The 14,794-nt window shown below is 70.6% G+C and carries 14 protein-coding genes, 3 tRNA genes and 1 pseudogene; 8 read left to right on the top strand and 10 right to left on the bottom strand.

Annotated features, from left to right (window positions below):
* The first annotated feature begins 60 nt into the window (after positions 1 to 60).
* Positions 61 to 972 carry a phosphoribosylaminoimidazolesuccinocarboxamide synthase gene (locus ACZ4VW_RS11250; RefSeq protein WP_467960913.1) on the top strand — a complete coding sequence of 304 codons (912 nt, stop codon included), beginning with the start codon at positions 61 to 63 and terminating at the stop codon, positions 970 to 972.
* Positions 973 to 1,029: 57 nt separating this feature from the next.
* Here ACZ4VW_RS11250 and ACZ4VW_RS11245 read toward each other — a convergent pair.
* The 8 genes from ACZ4VW_RS11245 to ACZ4VW_RS11210 form a co-directional block, all read right to left on the bottom strand.
* A tRNA-Gly gene (locus tag ACZ4VW_RS11245) sits at positions 1,030 to 1,105 on the bottom strand.
* A gap of 22 nt (positions 1,106 to 1,127) precedes the next feature.
* Positions 1,128 to 1,736, bottom strand: a complete 609-nt coding sequence (locus ACZ4VW_RS11240; RefSeq protein WP_467960911.1) for a response regulator — start codon at positions 1,734 to 1,736, stop codon at positions 1,128 to 1,130.
* Positions 1,733 to 2,962, bottom strand: a complete 1,230-nt coding sequence (locus tag ACZ4VW_RS11235) for a sensor histidine kinase (RefSeq protein ID WP_467960909.1) — start codon at positions 2,960 to 2,962, stop codon at positions 1,733 to 1,735. Before ACZ4VW_RS11235 ends, ACZ4VW_RS11240 begins: the two co-directional genes overlap by 4 nt.
* 17 nt (positions 2,963 to 2,979) lie before the next feature.
* A complete protein-coding gene (locus tag ACZ4VW_RS11230; protein WP_467960907.1) occupies positions 2,980 to 3,744 on the bottom strand; it encodes an ABC transporter permease in 765 nt (254 codons plus the stop codon).
* Positions 3,741 to 4,691: an ABC transporter ATP-binding protein gene (locus ACZ4VW_RS11225; RefSeq protein WP_467960906.1), complete on the bottom strand. Its 951-nt coding sequence runs from the start codon at positions 4,689 to 4,691 to the stop codon at positions 3,741 to 3,743. The genes ACZ4VW_RS11230 and ACZ4VW_RS11225 overlap by 4 nt, the downstream gene beginning before the upstream one ends.
* 143 nt (positions 4,692 to 4,834) lie before the next feature.
* Positions 4,835 to 4,907 (bottom strand) — tRNA-Gly (locus ACZ4VW_RS11220).
* A gap of 80 nt (positions 4,908 to 4,987) precedes the next feature.
* Positions 4,988 to 5,059 (bottom strand) — tRNA-Gly (locus tag ACZ4VW_RS11215).
* A gap of 112 nt (positions 5,060 to 5,171) precedes the next feature.
* Entirely contained in the window at positions 5,172 to 5,525 is a 354-nt protein-coding gene (locus ACZ4VW_RS11210; RefSeq protein WP_467960904.1) for a histone-like nucleoid-structuring protein Lsr2, read from the bottom strand.
* Between the two features lie 322 nt (positions 5,526 to 5,847).
* On the opposite strand from ACZ4VW_RS11210, the gene purS reads away from it, so the two are divergent.
* Genes purS through purL form a run of 3 tightly spaced genes read left to right on the top strand, consistent with a single transcriptional unit; the run spans position 5,848 to position 9,016 of the window.
* The gene (gene purS / locus ACZ4VW_RS11205; protein ID WP_467960903.1) at positions 5,848 to 6,093 is read left to right on the top strand and encodes a phosphoribosylformylglycinamidine synthase subunit PurS; all 246 of its coding nucleotides are present in this window, start codon (positions 5,848 to 5,850) and stop codon (positions 6,091 to 6,093) included.
* Positions 6,090 to 6,770: a phosphoribosylformylglycinamidine synthase subunit PurQ gene (gene purQ, locus ACZ4VW_RS11200; protein WP_467960901.1), complete on the top strand. Its 681-nt coding sequence runs from the start codon at positions 6,090 to 6,092 to the stop codon at positions 6,768 to 6,770. The genes purS and purQ overlap by 4 nt, the downstream gene beginning before the upstream one ends.
* On the top strand, positions 6,767 to 9,016 hold the full coding sequence (purL, locus tag ACZ4VW_RS11195; protein ID WP_467960900.1) for a phosphoribosylformylglycinamidine synthase subunit PurL: 2,250 nt from the start codon (positions 6,767 to 6,769) through the stop codon (positions 9,014 to 9,016). The genes purQ and purL overlap by 4 nt, the downstream gene beginning before the upstream one ends.
* 55 nt (positions 9,017 to 9,071) lie before the next feature.
* On the opposite strand, the gene ACZ4VW_RS11190 is transcribed toward purL, so the two are convergent.
* Positions 9,072 to 9,476 carry a nuclear transport factor 2 family protein gene (locus tag ACZ4VW_RS11190; protein ID WP_467960898.1) on the bottom strand — a complete coding sequence of 135 codons (405 nt, stop codon included), beginning with the start codon at positions 9,474 to 9,476 and terminating at the stop codon, positions 9,072 to 9,074.
* Positions 9,477 to 9,551: 75 nt separating this feature from the next.
* On the opposite strand from ACZ4VW_RS11190, the gene ACZ4VW_RS11185 reads away from it, so the two are divergent.
* Positions 9,552 to 10,340 (top strand): maleylpyruvate isomerase family mycothiol-dependent enzyme, encoded by a 789-nt coding sequence (locus ACZ4VW_RS11185; RefSeq protein WP_467960896.1) that lies wholly within the window; start codon positions 9,552 to 9,554, stop codon positions 10,338 to 10,340.
* An 86-nt stretch (positions 10,341 to 10,426) separates the two neighbouring features.
* Positions 10,427 to 11,257: an META domain-containing protein gene (locus tag ACZ4VW_RS11180; RefSeq protein WP_467960894.1), complete on the top strand. Its 831-nt coding sequence runs from the start codon at positions 10,427 to 10,429 to the stop codon at positions 11,255 to 11,257.
* Between the two features lie 47 nt (positions 11,258 to 11,304).
* On the opposite strand, the pseudogene ACZ4VW_RS11175 reads toward ACZ4VW_RS11180, so the two are convergent.
* Positions 11,305 to 11,727 (bottom strand): annotated as a pseudogene (locus tag ACZ4VW_RS11175) (twin-arginine translocation pathway signal protein); the annotation flags it as partial.
* A 288-nt stretch (positions 11,728 to 12,015) separates the two neighbouring features.
* Between ACZ4VW_RS11175 and purF the strand changes: the two are divergent.
* Positions 12,016 to 13,542 carry an amidophosphoribosyltransferase gene (gene purF / locus ACZ4VW_RS11170; RefSeq protein ID WP_467960892.1) on the top strand — a complete coding sequence of 509 codons (1,527 nt, stop codon included), beginning with the start codon at positions 12,016 to 12,018 and terminating at the stop codon, positions 13,540 to 13,542.
* 45 nt (positions 13,543 to 13,587) lie between these two features.
* On the top strand, positions 13,588 to 14,673 hold the full coding sequence (gene purM, locus ACZ4VW_RS11165; RefSeq protein WP_467960890.1) for a phosphoribosylformylglycinamidine cyclo-ligase: 1,086 nt from the start codon (positions 13,588 to 13,590) through the stop codon (positions 14,671 to 14,673).
* The last annotated feature ends 121 nt before the right edge of the window (positions 14,674 to 14,794 follow it).

Below are 14,794 nucleotides of genomic sequence, written 5' to 3'. Positions count from 1 at the left end.
AGCGGCTCGCACGGTGCGAGAGAATCGGACCGCTCCTGGATCAACCTACGCGGAGGAACCGTGTCCGGATTCGTAGAAAAGCCCGAGCCTGTTCAGGTCCCGGGCCTGACCCACCTCCACACGGGCAAGGTGCGTGAGCTCTACCAGAACGAGGCGGGCGAGCTCGTGATGGTGGCCAGCGACCGCATGTCCGCGTACGACTGGGTGCTGCCGACCGAGATCCCCGACAAGGGGCGGGTCCTCACCAAGCTCTCCCTGTGGTGGTTCGACCGGCTCAGTGACCTGGTCCCCAACCATGTGATCTCCACCGACGTCCCGGCCGGCGCCCCCGCCGACTGGGAGGGCCGCACCCTCGTCTGCAAGTCACTGAAGATGGTGCCGGTCGAGTGCGTGGCCCGCGGCTATCTGACCGGCTCCGGTCTGGCCGAGTACAACGCGTCCCGTACCGTCTGCGGCCTCGCGCTCCCCGAGGGGCTCACCGACGGCTCCGAGCTGCCCGCGCCGATCTTCACGCCCGCCACCAAGGCCGCGGTCGGCGACCACGACGAGAACGTGAGCTACGAGCAGGTCGCCCGCCAGGTCGGCGCCGAGACCGCCGCCATGCTGCGCCAGACGACCCTCGCCGTCTACAGCCGGGCCCGGGACATCGCCCGCGAGCGCGGGATCATCCTGGCCGACACGAAGTTCGAGTTCGGCTTCGAGTCCACGGAGAGCGGCGACGCCCTCTACATCGCCGACGAGGTGCTGACCCCGGACTCCTCCCGCTTCTGGCCGGCCGCGAGCTGGGAGCCGGGCCGCGCGCAGCCCTCGTACGACAAGCAGTTCGTGCGTGACTGGCTGACCTCGCCGGCCTCCGGCTGGGACCGCACGAGCGAACAGCCCCCGCCGGCGCTTCCGCAGGAGATCGTGGACGCGACCCGCGCCAAGTACATCGAGGCGTACGAGCTGCTGACCGGCCACGCCTGGGCGTGACGCCGGGACCCGGAACACGAAGAAGCCCCCGGTCGGAGCGACCGGGGGCTTCTTCCATGGAGCGGACGACGAGATTCGAACTCGCGACCCTCACCTTGGCAAGGTGATGCTCTACCAACTGAGCCACGTCCGCGTGCGCCGTAGCGCGGAGCCAACTATACCCAACCTTTCTCCCGCGCGAGACGCACCGCGGTGTGACGGTTCTCGGCACCGAGCTTCGCGGCGGCCGAGGAGAGGTAGTTCCGGACCGTTCCCTGGGACAGCGAGGCCCGCTCGGCGATCTCCGCGACGGGCGCACCGTCGGCCGCGAGTTCCAGGACCTCGGCCTCGCGCGCGGTGAGCGGGGAGTTTCCGGCGGCGATCGCGTCGGCCGCCAACTCCGGGTCCACGTAACGGTTTCCGGCGTGGACGGAACGGATGAGCTCGGCCAGCCGCTGGGCGCTGACGGTCTTGGGCACGAAGCCCCGCACCCCGGCCGCGAGGGCCCGCTTGAGGTGCCCGGGGCGGCCGTGACTGGTCACGATCATGGTCCTGCAGTCGGGGAGTTCGTCCCGCAGGGCTGTGGCGACCCTCACACCGTCGAGGCCGGGCATCTGCAGATCGAGGACGGCGACATCGGGCCGGTGGGCGCGGGCCATGGCGAGCGCCTCGGGACCGGTGGCGGCCTGGGCGACGACGGCGAGGTCGTCCTCCAGGGCCAGGAGCGCGGCGAGGGCGCCCCGGATCAGGTGCTCGTCGTCGGCGAGCAGGACGCGGACGGTCACAGCACGCCTCCCCCGACCGGTACGCGGACGCGCGCAGTCACCAGGAAGGTGCCGCCGTCGCCCGGTCCCGCCTCCAGGGTTCCGTCCACCGCCGACAGCCGTTCGCGCAGGCCCGCGAGGCCGGAGCCGCCGACCCGGGGGCCGGGAACGTCCCGTACGCCGTCGTTCTCCACGGTCAGCAGCACCGCACCGTCCTTCTTCCGCAGTGAGATCACGCAGCGCGAGGCGTCCCCGTGCCGCAGTACGTTCGTCGTGGTCTCCCGGACGACCCAGCCGAGCGCCGACTGCACCTCAGCGGGCAGGTCGACGTCCGCCGAGTCCATGGCGCAGGTGATTCCGGCCGCGCTCAGCACGCCGCGCGCGCCCTCCAGCTCGACCCGCAGATCCGCCTCCCGGTAGCCGCGCACCACGTCGCGGACCTCCCGCTGGGACTCCTGCGCGATCCGCTGCACCTCGATCATCTGGTCGACGGCCTCCGGGCGTTCGCGCCGGGCGAGCTGGACGGCCAGTTCGCTCTTGAGCGCGATGACCGCCAGGTTGCGGCCCATGACGTCGTGGAGGTCGCGCCCGAAGCGCAGCCGCTCCTCGGCGACGGCGAGGCGGGCCTTCAGGTCCTTTGACCGCTCCAGCTCCCAGACCGTCTTCATCAGCCAGGCGGAGAACCCGCATGCGCCCACGAGCCCGCCGCCGCCGAGCAGGATGCCCACCGCGTACCCGAGGGCCTCGCCCGTCCCGACGCCCATCGCCGCGACGGCGGTGCCGGTCGCGAGGGCGGCGAGCGGTGCGGCGTACAGCATGTGCCGCACCCGGTTCAGGCACATGACCAGGCTGCCGAGGGTGAAGGTGATCGTGCCGGTGACGACGCCGGCGGCGACCGCTCCGTCGGCGAGGACGCCGGTGGCCCGCAGGGCGACGACGGTGAGCGCGCCGACGGTGGTGAGGGAGATCAGCACCGCGGCGAGCCGGACCGGCCGCTCGCGCCGGTCGAGGACCCAGTCGAGGGCGCGGGAGGAGAGGACGCCGTTCAGGACGGCATGGGTGCAGACGAAGAGGGCGAGGGCGGCCACCAGCGGCAGACCGACCGGGCTGCCGCCGTGCTGCCCGATGGGCAGGCCGCCGATGGAGGCGATCTCGACCAGCACGAAGAAGTGGAAGGTCCACCGGGTGTACAGCTCGATCTTGCCCGCCGTGCTGCGGCGGGCCCACCACCCCGTCAGCCTGGACATCCGCCCGGGCCCCCTCTCTAGCGCCGCGGTTCCCAGCGGAACCACCGACGGACAGCAAACACGGTGATCACGCCCCAGGCCAGCGTGTTGAGCACGGCGGTCAGCAGGTCCTTCGTGTCGCCGACCCCGAGCCAGCCGGCGCGGACGAGTTCCATGACCCCGCTGAGCGGAAGCAGCCGGCAGAGGTCGGCGACGAGGTCCGGCAGGAGGTCGCTGGGGATCATCAGTCCCGAGCCCATGGCGGAGACGAGGAAGAACGGGAGGGTGGTGAGGCCCGCGCTCTCGACGTTGCGGGTGATGGCCGTGGTGGCGGCGGCCAGCCCGGCGAGCAGGACGACGGCGGCGAGCAGTCCGAGCACGAGCAGGTCGGGCCGGCGCGGCGCGGGTACGTCGAGGGCGACGGCGCCGCCGACGGTCAGCACGGCGCACTGGACCAGGGCGATGGCCCCGGAGGGGAGCGCGGCGCCGGCCAGGATCTCCAGGTCCCTCGCCTCGCCGGTACGGAGCCGCTTGAGGACCAGTTCCTCGCGCCGGGCCACGAGTGCCGACACCAGCCCCATGTAGACCACGAGGACGAGGACCATGCCGGTCCCGCCGATGAGGGTGGCACCCGCCATGCCCAGGGGCAGCTCGTCCGGGCCCATCTGCGCGAGCGAGGACCGCAGCACGAAGATCATCAGCAGCGGCATCAGGAGGGCGATGAAGAGGTTGTTCTTGTTCCGCCCGAGGAGGGTGAGTTCGGCCCGCCCCAGCGAGCCCATCCGGCGTGCGGTCGCGTTCATCGGGCGGTCTCCAGCGTGTCGTCGGTACGGGGGTCGTCGGCACGGAGGTCGTCGGTACGGGAGGCGATCTCCAGGAACGCCTCCTCGAGGGAGGCCGAGCGGGCGTCGAGCCCTTCCAGCCGTACGCCGGCCTCGGCGGCCCAGGTGAGCAGTTCGCCGAGCGCGTCCTGGAGTTCGTGCGTACGGACCTCCACGCGCCGCCCGTCCGCAGCGGCCTTCAGCCCGAGCGGTAGCCGGCCGGGCGTGACGCCCTCGGGGAGGACGAAGCGGATGCGGGCGGGCCGGGCGGCGGTGACCTCGGCGGGCGTGCCCGAGAGCACGATCCGGCCCCGGTTCATGATGGCGAGCCGGTCGGCCAGGGACTCGGCCTCCTCCAGGTAGTGCGTGGTGAGGACGACGGTCGTACCGCCGTCCCGCAGGGCCCGCACCAGCGCCCAGGTGTCGCGCCGGCCCTCGGCGTCGAGTCCGGTGGTCGGCTCGTCCAGGAAGAGGACCTCGGGGCGGCCGAGGAGCGCGAGCGCGAGATCGAGGCGGCGCCGCTCGCCGCCGGAGAGCTGCTTGATCCGCACCCCGGCGCGGGAGCCGAGGCCGACCTGGTCCAGCGCCTCGGCGGTCGGCCGCGCGCCGCTGGTGCAGCCCGCCCACATGCGGACGGTCTCGGCGACGGTCAGGTCCGAGGGGAAGCCGCCCTCCTGAAGCATCACGCCGATCCGGGGCCGGACGACGGCCCGTTCCCGGTACGGGTCGTGGCCGAGGACCCGGACGCTGCCGCCGCTCGGCGCGGTGAGGCCCTCCAGGAGCTCGACGGTGGAGGTCTTGCCGGCCCCGTTGGTGCCGAGCAGGGCGAAGATCTCGCCCCGCGGGACGGCGAAGGAGATCCCGTTGACGGCTTCGAAGCCGCCGGAGTACGTCCGGCGCAGGCCCTCGGCCTCGATCACGTTGGTCATGGCTTCAGCTTCCCGGCGGACGGAGCCGGTCGGCAGTGCGCGCTGTCATCGCTGCTCATGACAAATGTCAGAACGGCCCCGGCCGGGCCGGGGGACACACGACAAAGGCCCCGGTTCCGTAGAACCGGGGCCTTCATTCTCTGAGCGGACGACGAGATTCGAACTCGCGACCCTCACCTTGGCAAGGTGATGCTCTACCAACTGAGCCACGTCCGCATTGCTCCCGACCGACTCTCATCGGGCGGTGCGAGCACCACTGTACCTGATCCTTCGGAGCGATCGGTAATGCGATGCAGAGCGGGTGACAGGAATTGCACACTGCGCCTTCCCCCTGGAAGGGGGATGTTCTACTACTGAACTACACCCGCACGCTGCGTGAGGTCCGGCCCTGCGGCCTCGCCCCTCGGCGTGATCCAGACTCTAGCGGATCAGCGGGGGTGCAGTGCAACTCGACTTCTGGCGGCGGGTCGGCCCGCCGGCTCAACTGGCCTCGCGGAAGGCTTCGTAGACCCGCTTGGGGATGCGTCCGCGGGCGGGCACGTCCATCTTGTGGGACTGCGCCCAGGCGCGGACCGCCGCCGGGTCGGGTTCCAGCGCGGTGTGCTTGTACGAAGCCACGGAGGCGGGCGACCCTCCCGCGCGGGCGGCCGCGGCCCGGCCCGTCAGCTTCCGGCCGGCCGCGAGGTAAGGAGCCAGGGCCTTGCGCAGTTTCTTTGCATTGGCGGGATTCAGGTCGATCTCGTACGTCTTCCCGTCCAGGCCGAACGCCACCGTTTCCGCCGCTTCTCCGCCGTCGATGTCGTCGGAGAGAGTGACCACCACACGCTGAGCCACGGATATCGGTCCTTTCCTGCGGTCCGCCGTGTCGTCTGGGCGCGAGTAACGCCTCTGACGTGGGGCGACACCGGCTTTACGGCTGTCCCGGGGCAATGCTTCTTTCCTGTGTATTCCTTTGTACAGCGAGGGGCGTCGCATTGTGAAGCCCAGCCAATTGCATCAGCGTGTCCCACCGCAATGGGCGGCGCAATATTTCACTTGAATTTTTCGTGAGGGTCTTTGGTGCCCTTTGTAGGGTCCTCCAGACTTCTACCCGCGTAGAATTTGGAGGCAGGTACGCTGAGGGAACCGCCCACGCAACACACCACCGGGAGTGCCAGTGGCACGCGTCGTAGTCGACGTCATGCTCAAGCCGGAGATCCTCGACCCCCAGGGGCAGGCGGTGCAGCGTGCACTGCCCCGCCTGGGATTCGCCGGAATCGCCGATGTCCGCCAGGGAAAGCGCTTCGAGCTGGAGGTGGAGGGACCGGTCGACGAGGCCGCCCTCGCCCGCATCCGTGAGATGGCCGAAACCTTCCTTGCCAACACCGTGATCGAAGACTTCACCGTGAAGGTGGAGTCGTGACCGCACGCATCGGCGTCGTCACGTTCCCCGGAACGCTCGACGACCAGGACGCGCTGCGCGCCGCCCGCCTCGCGGGGGCCGAGCCCGTCCCGCTCTGGCACCGCGACAAGGACCTGAAGCAGGTCGACGCCGTGGTCCTGGCCGGCGGCTTCTCCTACGGCGACTACCTGCGGGCCGGAGCCATCTCCCGCTTCTCGCCGGTGATGGAGACGATCATCGAGCAGGCGAAGGCGGGCATGCCCGTCCTCGGTATCTGCAACGGCTTCCAGATCCTCACCGAGGCCCATCTGCTGCCGGGCGCGATGCTGCGCAACAACCACCTGCACTTCATCTGCCGCGACCAGAAGCTGCGGGTGGAGAACGCCGGCACCGCGTGGACCGTGGACTACGAGCAGGGCCAGGAGATCCAGGTCCCGCTCAAGAACATGGACGGCCGGTACGTCGCCGACGAGCGCGTGCTCGACGAGCTGGAGGCCGAGGGCCGGGTCGCGTTCCGCTACCTGGACATGAACCCCAACGGCTCGCTCCGTGACATCGCGGGCATCACCAACGCCGCCGGCAACGTCGTCGGCCTGATGCCGCACCCCGAGCACGCCGTCGAGCCGCTGGTCGGTACGGGTCGTACCGACGGCCTCGGATTCTTCACCTCGATCCTGAAGAAGCTGGTCACCGCATGACTCTCGACACCGTCAAGCACGCGGGTGAGACGCCCGACAGCGAGCAGCCGTGGAAGGAGCTCGGCCTCAAGGAGGACGAGTACGCCCGCATCCGCGAGATCCTCGGCCGCCGTCCCACCGGCGCCGAGCTCGCCATGTACTCCGTCATGTGGTCCGAGCACTGCTCGTACAAGAGCAGCAAGGTCCACCTGAAGCAGTTCGGCGAGAAGACCCCCGAGAACGACGCCATGCTCGTCGGCATCGGCGAGAACGCGGGCGTCGTCGACGTCGGCCAGGGGTACGCGGTCACCTTCAAGGTCGAGTCGCACAACCACCCGTCGTACATCGAGCCCTACCAGGGCGCGGCCACCGGCGTCGGCGGCATCGTCCGCGACATCCTCGCCATGGGCGCCCGCCCCGTCGCGGTCGTCGACCCGCTGCGCTTCGGCGCGGCCGACCATCCCGACACCAGGCGCGTGCTCCCCGGTGTCGTCGCCGGCATCGGCGGCTACGGCAACTGCCTCGGCCTGCCGAACATCGGCGGCGAGGTCGTCTTCGACGAGTGCTACCAGGGCAACCCGCTGGTCAACGCCGGCTGCATCGGCGTGATGAAGCACGAGGACATCCACCTCGCCAAGGCCTCCGGCCCCGGCAACAAGGTGATCCTCTACGGCGCCCGTACCGGCGGCGACGGCATCGGCGGCGTCTCGGTCCTCGCGTCCGAGACCTTCGACGACACCAAGCCGACGAAGCGCCCCGCGGTCCAGGTCGGCGACCCCTTCCAGGAGAAGCTCCTCATCGAGTGCACCCTGGAGATCTTCAAGGAGAAGCTGGTCGCGGGCATCCAGGACCTGGGTGGCGCCGGACTCTCCTGCGCGACGAGCGAACTCGCGAGCGCCGGTTCCGGCGGCATGCGCGTCGAGCTCGACCGGGTCCACCTGCGTGACGCGACGCTCTCGCCCGAGGAGATCCTCATGAGCGAGTCGCAGGAGCGCATGTGCGCGATCGTGGAGCCCGAGCACGTCGACCGCTTCCTGGAGATCTGCGAGAAGTGGGACGTCATCGCCACCGTCATCGGTGAGGTGACCGACGGCGAGCGCCTGGAGATCTTCTGGCACGGCGAGCAGATCGTCGACGTACCGCCGCGCACGGTCGCGCACGAGGGCCCGGTCTACCACCGGCCCTACGCCCGCCCCGAGTGGCAGGACGCGCTCCAGGCCGACGACGCGAACAAGCTGCCCCGGCCGCAGACCGGCGAGGAGCTGAAGGACCAGGTCCTGAAGCTGGTCTCCTCCCCGAACCAGGCGTCGAAGTCCTGGATCACGGACCAGTACGACCGGTTCGTGCAGGGCAACACGGTCCTCGCGCAGCCCGAGGACGCGGGCATGGTCCGGATCGACGCGGAGACCAACCTCGGCGTCGCGATGGCGACCGACGGCAACGGACGCTACGCGAAGCTCGACCCGTACACGGGCGCGCAGCTCGCGCTGGCGGAGGCGTACCGCAATGTCGCCGCCTCCGGTGCCAAGCCGCTGGCGATCTCGGACTGCCTGAACTTCGGTTCGCCCGAGGACCCGGCCGTGATGTGGCAGTTCGCCGAGGCCACCCGTGGTCTCGCGGACGGCTGCCTCCAGCTCGGCACGCCGGTCACCGGCGGCAACGTGTCGCTGTACAACCAGACCGGTGAGGTCGCCATCCACCCGACGCCGGTGGTGGCCGTGCTCGGTGTGATCGACGACGTCAACCGCCGTACGCCGATCGCCTTCGCGGAAGAGGGCCAGCTCCTCTACCTGCTCGGCGACACGCGTGAGGAGTTCGGCGGCTCGGCCTGGTCCGAGGTCATCCACCGGCACCTCGGCGGCATGCCGCCGGCCGTGGACCTCGACCGGGAGAAGCTGCTCGGCGAGATCCTGATCTCCGCCTCCCGCGACGGCATGATCGACGCGGCGCACGACCTGTCGGACGGGGGTCTGGTCCAGGCGGTCGTCGAGTCCTGCCTGCGCGGCGGGACGGGCGCGCGCCTGATCGTCCCGGACGGTCTGGACGCCTTCACCTTCCTCTTCAGCGAGTCGGCCGGCCGTGCGGTCGTCGCCGTCCCGCGCAGCGAGGAACTCCGCTTCACCGACATGTGCGGCGCGCGGGGGCTTCCCGCGACCCGGATCGGTGTCGTGGACGGCCAGGAGATCGATGTGCAGGGCCAGTTCAGCATCGCGCTGAGCGAGCTGCGCACGGCGCACGAGGCGACGATCCCGGGTCTGCTGGCCTGATCCGAGGCGGTACGTGAGGCGGCCCCCGGTCCTCGGACCGGGGGCCGTCCCGTTCTCAGTCGGCCTGCCCCCAGAAGGCGTCCGACTCGTCGATGTCCGCGACGCACTCGTCCACGTCGGTCATCTTGCCGCCGACGATGGTGAAGAACAGCCCGCCTTCCATCTCGATGCCACGGTTCCCGCGGTCGGCGTGCCACTTGTGCACCGCCATGACATGGCCGCGGCCGTCCGGGTACACGCCCTTCAGCTCGACCCGGAAGGTGCCACCGGTGAGTTCCATGAGCTTGCCGTAGTGGGCGAGGACGTTGTCCGCGCCCTTGAAGTGCCCGGACATCTGACTGGACCCCGGTGAGTGATGGGTGGCGTCCGAGGTCATCAGCGACCGCATGGTCTCCATGTCTCCTTGGGAGAACGCTTCGTAGCCCCGGCGGACCAAGGCGCTGTCAGGGTGTTCGGCCATGGCTGTCCGACCCCTCTCCTACGGATAGGTGTACTGGAAGCCCTCCCCCTCCAGTCTCCGACTACCCTCGCCCCCATGCCACCGGCCAAGAAGCGCACCCGCAGCTACGACTCCGCCAAGATCCGGGCCGCTGTGCTCACCCAGTTCGGGCACGTGCGGGAGGCGGTGGCGGCGCTCGGTCCGGAGCAGCTCGACGGGCCGACCCGGCTGGGCGAGTGGACCGTACGGGATCTGGCGGGGCACATCACGATGGTGCTCGGCTCGGTCGTGCGCAAGCTCTCGGAGCCGGAGCCGCCGAGGCTCGAACTCGCTCTGCCCGACTGGCCCGCGGCGACCGCCACCGCCGCCGCGACGATCGACGAGGACACCCGGGCGATCGACACGGGCGACCTGCCCGGCCTGTACGCACGGACGGCGGAGCGTTTCGAGGAGCGGATCGCCGGCGTGCCGGACGAGCGCCTCGTGCCGACGCGCTTCGGCGTGATGCGCCTCGGCGACCACCTGGTCACCCGCACCGTCGAGCTGATCGTCCACACCGACGACCTGAACGCGGCGACCGGTCTGGACGTCCCGTACGACCGGCAGGCCCTGGCCGCCTGCACCCGTCTGCTCGCCGACGCGCTCGCCGTGAAGGCCCCGGGCGGGGCGGTGGAGGTGCGGGTCCCGCCCTTCGCGGTCGTCCAGTGCGTGGAGGGCCCCCGGCACACCCGGGGCACCCCGCCCAACGTCGTCGAGACGGACCCGCTGACCTGGATCCGGCTGGCGACCGGCCGGACGCGGTGGGCGCGGGAGCTGGAGGCGGCCCGGGTCCGCGCGAGCGGCGAGCGGGCGGACCTCGCCGCCCTGCTCCCGGTCATGGGCTGACGGCCGGCCGCCGCGTCGGTCGGCGGCCGACCGGGGGGCGAAGGGGGCGAACGGAACCGTCCGTCCCGCCCGTCCGTCCCATCGTCATGCAGACGCCGCGCATCACCGCAGCCACCGCAGCCGTGGCCTCGCTCCTGGTCCTCGCCGCCTGTGGCACCGAGAAGTCCGGGTCGGATCCCGGCGCGGGCACGCTCGCCCCGGACGTGCCGGTCACCGGTGTCCACTGGTCCGTGGACAGCCTGACCGTCGACGGCAGGAAGACCCCGGCCCCCGCCGGCACCTATGTCGAGATCGACAAGTCCGGCAAGGCCAAGGGCAACTCCGGGTGCAACCACTTCGGAGGCACCGTCGCCGTCGAGGGCGACACCCTCGAGGTCGCGCTCGGGGAGTCCACCGAGATGGCGTGCGACGCCATGGACTTCGAGACGGCCTTCCACAAGGCGTTCACCGGGAAGCTCAAGGCCAAGCTCGCCGGGGACGCGCTCACGCTCACCGCCCCCGGCGGCGCGACGGTCCTCACCCTGTCGAGCGTTCCGCCCGCCGCCCTGAACGGCACCACCTGGAAGGTGGACTCCCTCCTCGCCGGCGACACCACCGCCTCCCTGCCGAAGGGCACGGAGGGCAAGGCGCACTTCGTCATGGACAAGGACGGCAAGGTCAGGGGCAGCCTAGGCTGCAACAGGTTCTCCACCACGGCGGAGATCTCGGGCCGGACGGTGACCTTCGGCCAGATCACCACCACCCGCATGATGTGCTCCGGCCCGGAGATGGACCTGGAGACGCAGCTGTACGAGGTCTTCGGCGGCTCGGCGACGTACGAGCTGCGCCACCGCACCCTGTCGCTGGTGAACGCCGAGGGCAAAGGCTTCTCCGCGACCGCGAAGGCACCGGCAGAGAAGGCCCCGGCCCCCCAGTAGTCCCGGCCCGCCGCCACGATGGCACCGCCCTCGGCCCCTGACGTCCGCTAGCTCCCGTAGGGGAGCAGACCGGCGTCCGTACGCTCCCACGCCGTGCGCAACTCGGCGAGCAGCTCCTTCTCGTACGGAGCCCGGTCGGCCTGCTCGCGGACGTCCTGCGAGAGGTGGAAGAGCTGGTCACGGCCGCCCTTGCCCCGGTAGTACTTCCAGTCGCCGCGGCGCAGCGCCCGCTCGCCCCGTACCCGCCAGAACAGGTCCCGCTCGCCGACCTCCTCGCCCCGCAGCAGGTGCCCGGCCAGACTGGTGCCGTCGAGCGGGTACGCCGGGTGGGGGCGGGCGCCGGCGAGCTCGAGCGGGGTCGCCGTCCAGTCGGGGGTGAAGACGGGCAGGTGGCTGACCTGGCCGCCGTCGATCCGGGCGGGCCGGCGCAGGATGGACGGCACTCGGATGCCGCCCTCCGGGAGGGAGCCCGCGCGTGCACCTGCCTACGGGGTTCCGTCACCTGGGACGGTCTCCCGGAGGCCGGCTTCATGAGGGCTCCGTCACACCTGAGGTCCCCGATTCCCTCCCTACCCACCGGTAGGTCGCCGATCGGCCCGGAGTTCCCGGGCTCCGGAACCCGCCTGGCCCTTGGGATCGGACGCCTCGCCGCCTCCGCGGCGGGGCCTCGTGGATCAGCTCGTACGATCACACCATCCGAGGACCCTGTCAGTTTCCTCAATTCGGACCAGTGGTCGACCTCCCCTACACTCGGAGACGTGCCACGTGGTGACGGTCGACTCAATCACGATCTGCTTCCCGGCGAGAAGGGCCCCCAGGACGCTTGCGGCGTCTTCGGTGTCTGGGCTCCGGGTGAAGAGGTCGCAAAGCTCACGTACTTCGGGCTCTACGCCCTCCAGCATCGGGGCCAGGAATCCGCGGGAATCGCGGTCAGCAACGGCTCCCAGATCCTCGTCTTCAAGGACATGGGCCTTGTGTCCCAGGTCTTCGACGAGACCTCTCTCGGTTCCCTCCAAGGTCATATCGCGGTCGGTCACGCCCGCTACTCGACCACCGGTGCCTCCGTGTGGGAGAACGCGCAGCCGACGTTCCGGGCGACCGCCCACGGCTCCATCGCGCTCGGCCACAACGGCAACCTGGTGAACACGGCGCAGCTCGCCGAGATGGTCGCCGACCTGCCGAAGCAGGAAGGCCGGACCACTCGCGTGGCGGCCACCAACGACACCGACCTCCTGACGGCGCTTCTCGCGGCCCAGGTCGACGAGGACGGCAAGCCGCTCACCATCGAGCAGGGCGCCGCGAAGATCCTCCCCGAGGTCCGGGGGGCGTTCTCCCTCGTCTTCATGGACGAGCACACGCTCTACGCGGCCCGCGACCCGCAGGGCATCCGCCCGCTGGTCCTCGGCCGTCTCGAGCGCGGCTGGGTCGTCGCCTCCGAGTCCGCCGCCCTCGACATCTGCGGCGCCAGCTTCGTCCGCGAGGTCGAGCCGGGCGAGATGATCGCGATCGACGAGAACGGCATCCGCACCTCGCGATTCGCGGAAGCGAAGCCCAAGGGCTGTGTCTTCGAGTACGTGTACCTGGCCCGCCCGGACACGGACATCGCCGGCCGCAACGTCTACCTCTCCCGTGTGGAGATGGGCCGTCGCCTCGCCAAGGAGGCCCCGGTCGAGGCGGACCTCGTCATAGCGACGCCGGAGTCCGGCACCCCGGCCGCGATCGGCTACGCCGAGGCGAGCGGCATCCCCTTCGGCGCGGGCCTGGTGAAGAACGCGTACGTAGGACGCACCTTCATCCAGCCCTCCCAGACCATCCGCCAGCTGGGCATCCGGCTGAAGTTGAACCCCCTGAAGGAAGTCATCAAGGGGAAGAAGCTCGTGGTCGTCGACGACTCGATCGTCCGCGGCAACACCCAGCGCGCCCTCGTCCGGATGCTCCGCGAGGCGGGCGCCGCCGAGGTCCACATCCGGATCTCCTCCCCGCCGGTGAAGTGGCCCTGCTTCTTCGGCATCGACTTCGCCACCCGCGCGGAGCTGATCGCCAACGGCATGACGGTCGACGAGATCGGCAAGTCGCTCGGCGCGGACTCGCTCTCGTACATCTCGATCGACGGGATGATCGAGGCCACCACGATCCAGAAGCCGAACCTCTGCCGGGCCTGCTTCGACGGTGAGTACCCGATGGAACTCCCCGACCCCGAGCTGCTCGGCAAGCAGCTGCTGGAGACCGAGCTGGCCGCCGGCCCCGCCGCCACCGCGGCCGCCGACGCCCTGCGCCGCCCGTAAGACCCCGCTGCACACACCGCAGTACGACACGAAAGCTCTGAACCCATGTCTCAGAACCCCAGTGCCGAAGGCGGCGCCAGCTACGCGAGCGCGGGCGTCGACATCGAAGCGGGCGACCGCGCAGTCGAGCTCATGAAGAAGTGGGTGAAGAAGACCCAGCGCGCGGAGGTCGCGGGCCTCGGCGGCCTCGGCGGCTTCGCCGGTCTCTTCGACGCCTCCGCCTTCAAGCGCTACGAGCGTCCCCTGCTCGCCTCCGCCACGGACGGTGTGGGCACGAAGGTCGACATCGCCCGCCAGATGGGCGTGTACGACACCATCGGCCACGACCTGGTCGCGATGGTCATGGACGACATCGTCGTCTGCGGCGCCGAGCCGCTCTTCATGACCGACTACATCTGTGTCGGCAAGGTCCACCCCGAGCGGGTCGCCTCGATCGTCAAGGGCATCGCCGAGGGCTGCGTCCTGGCCGGCTGCGCCCTGGTCGGCGGCGAGACCGCCGAGCACCCCGGCCTGCTGGGCCCCGACGACTTCGATGTCGCCGGCGCCGGTACGGGCGTGGTGGAGGCGGACCGTCTGCTCGGCCCGGATCGCATCCGTACGGGTGACGCCGTGATCGCGATGGAGTCCTCCGGCCTTCACTCCAACGGGTACTCGCTCGTCCGGCACGTGGTCTTCGACCGCGCCGGCATGACCCTCGACCAGCGTGTCGAGGAGCTCGGCCGGACCCTGGGCGAGGAGCTCCTCGAGCCCACCAAGATCTACTCGCTGGACTGCCTGGCGCTCACCCGGACCGCCGAGGTGCACGCGTTCAGCCACATCACCGGTGGCGGCCTCGCCGCCAACCTGGCCCGAGTGATCCCGGACGGGCTGCACGCCACGGTCGACCGGTCGACCTGGACCCCGGGCGCGATCTTCGACCTGGTCGGCAAGGCCGGACGGGTCGAGCGGCTGGAGCTGGAGAAGACCCTGAACATGGGCGTCGGCATGATGGCCGTCGTGCCGGCCGAGTCCGTGGACGTCGCCCTGGCGACCCTGCGGGACCGGGGCGTCGAGTCCTGGGTCGCCGGCGAGATCACCGAGCGCGGCGAGCACACGACCGGCGCGGAGCTGGTCGGCGACTACGCGGTCTGATCCGACACGGTGGGCGGGCTCCGGCCCGCCCACCGTGTCGCGCGGTGCCCGAGCACGCACAGAAACCCGGTCCGGGTACCCCGGACCGGGTTCAGCGCTGAGTATGCGTCTTGTTAAGAGG

The sequence above is a fragment of the Streptomyces sp. NPDC029139 genome, assembly GCF_055564335.1.
Note: the sequence above shows the minus strand (reverse complement) of the source record. Positions and strands in the feature narration are given on the sequence as shown.

Bases quoted from the DNA above. Each gene is read 5' to 3' on its own strand.
- ACZ4VW_RS11180 (WP_467960894.1), top strand. From the start codon at position 10,427: ATGCAGACGCCGCGCATCACCGCAGCCACCGCAGCCGTGGCCTCGCTC.
- ACZ4VW_RS11235 (WP_467960909.1), bottom strand. From the start codon at position 2,962: ATGTCCAGGCTGACGGGGTGGTGGGCCCGCCGCAGCACGGCGGGCAAG.
- ACZ4VW_RS11185 (WP_467960896.1), top strand. From the start codon at position 9,552: ATGCCACCGGCCAAGAAGCGCACCCGCAGCTACGACTCCGCCAAGATC.
- ACZ4VW_RS11190 (WP_467960898.1), bottom strand. From the start codon at position 9,476: ATGGCCGAACACCCTGACAGCGCCTTGGTCCGCCGGGGCTACGAAGCG.
- ACZ4VW_RS11225 (WP_467960906.1), bottom strand. From the start codon at position 4,691: ATGACCAACGTGATCGAGGCCGAGGGCCTGCGCCGGACGTACTCCGGC.
- purL (WP_467960900.1), top strand. From the start codon at position 6,767: ATGACTCTCGACACCGTCAAGCACGCGGGTGAGACGCCCGACAGCGAG.
- ACZ4VW_RS11230 (WP_467960907.1), bottom strand. From the start codon at position 3,744: ATGAACGCGACCGCACGCCGGATGGGCTCGCTGGGGCGGGCCGAACTC.
- purM (WP_467960890.1), top strand. From the start codon at position 13,588: ATGTCTCAGAACCCCAGTGCCGAAGGCGGCGCCAGCTACGCGAGCGCG.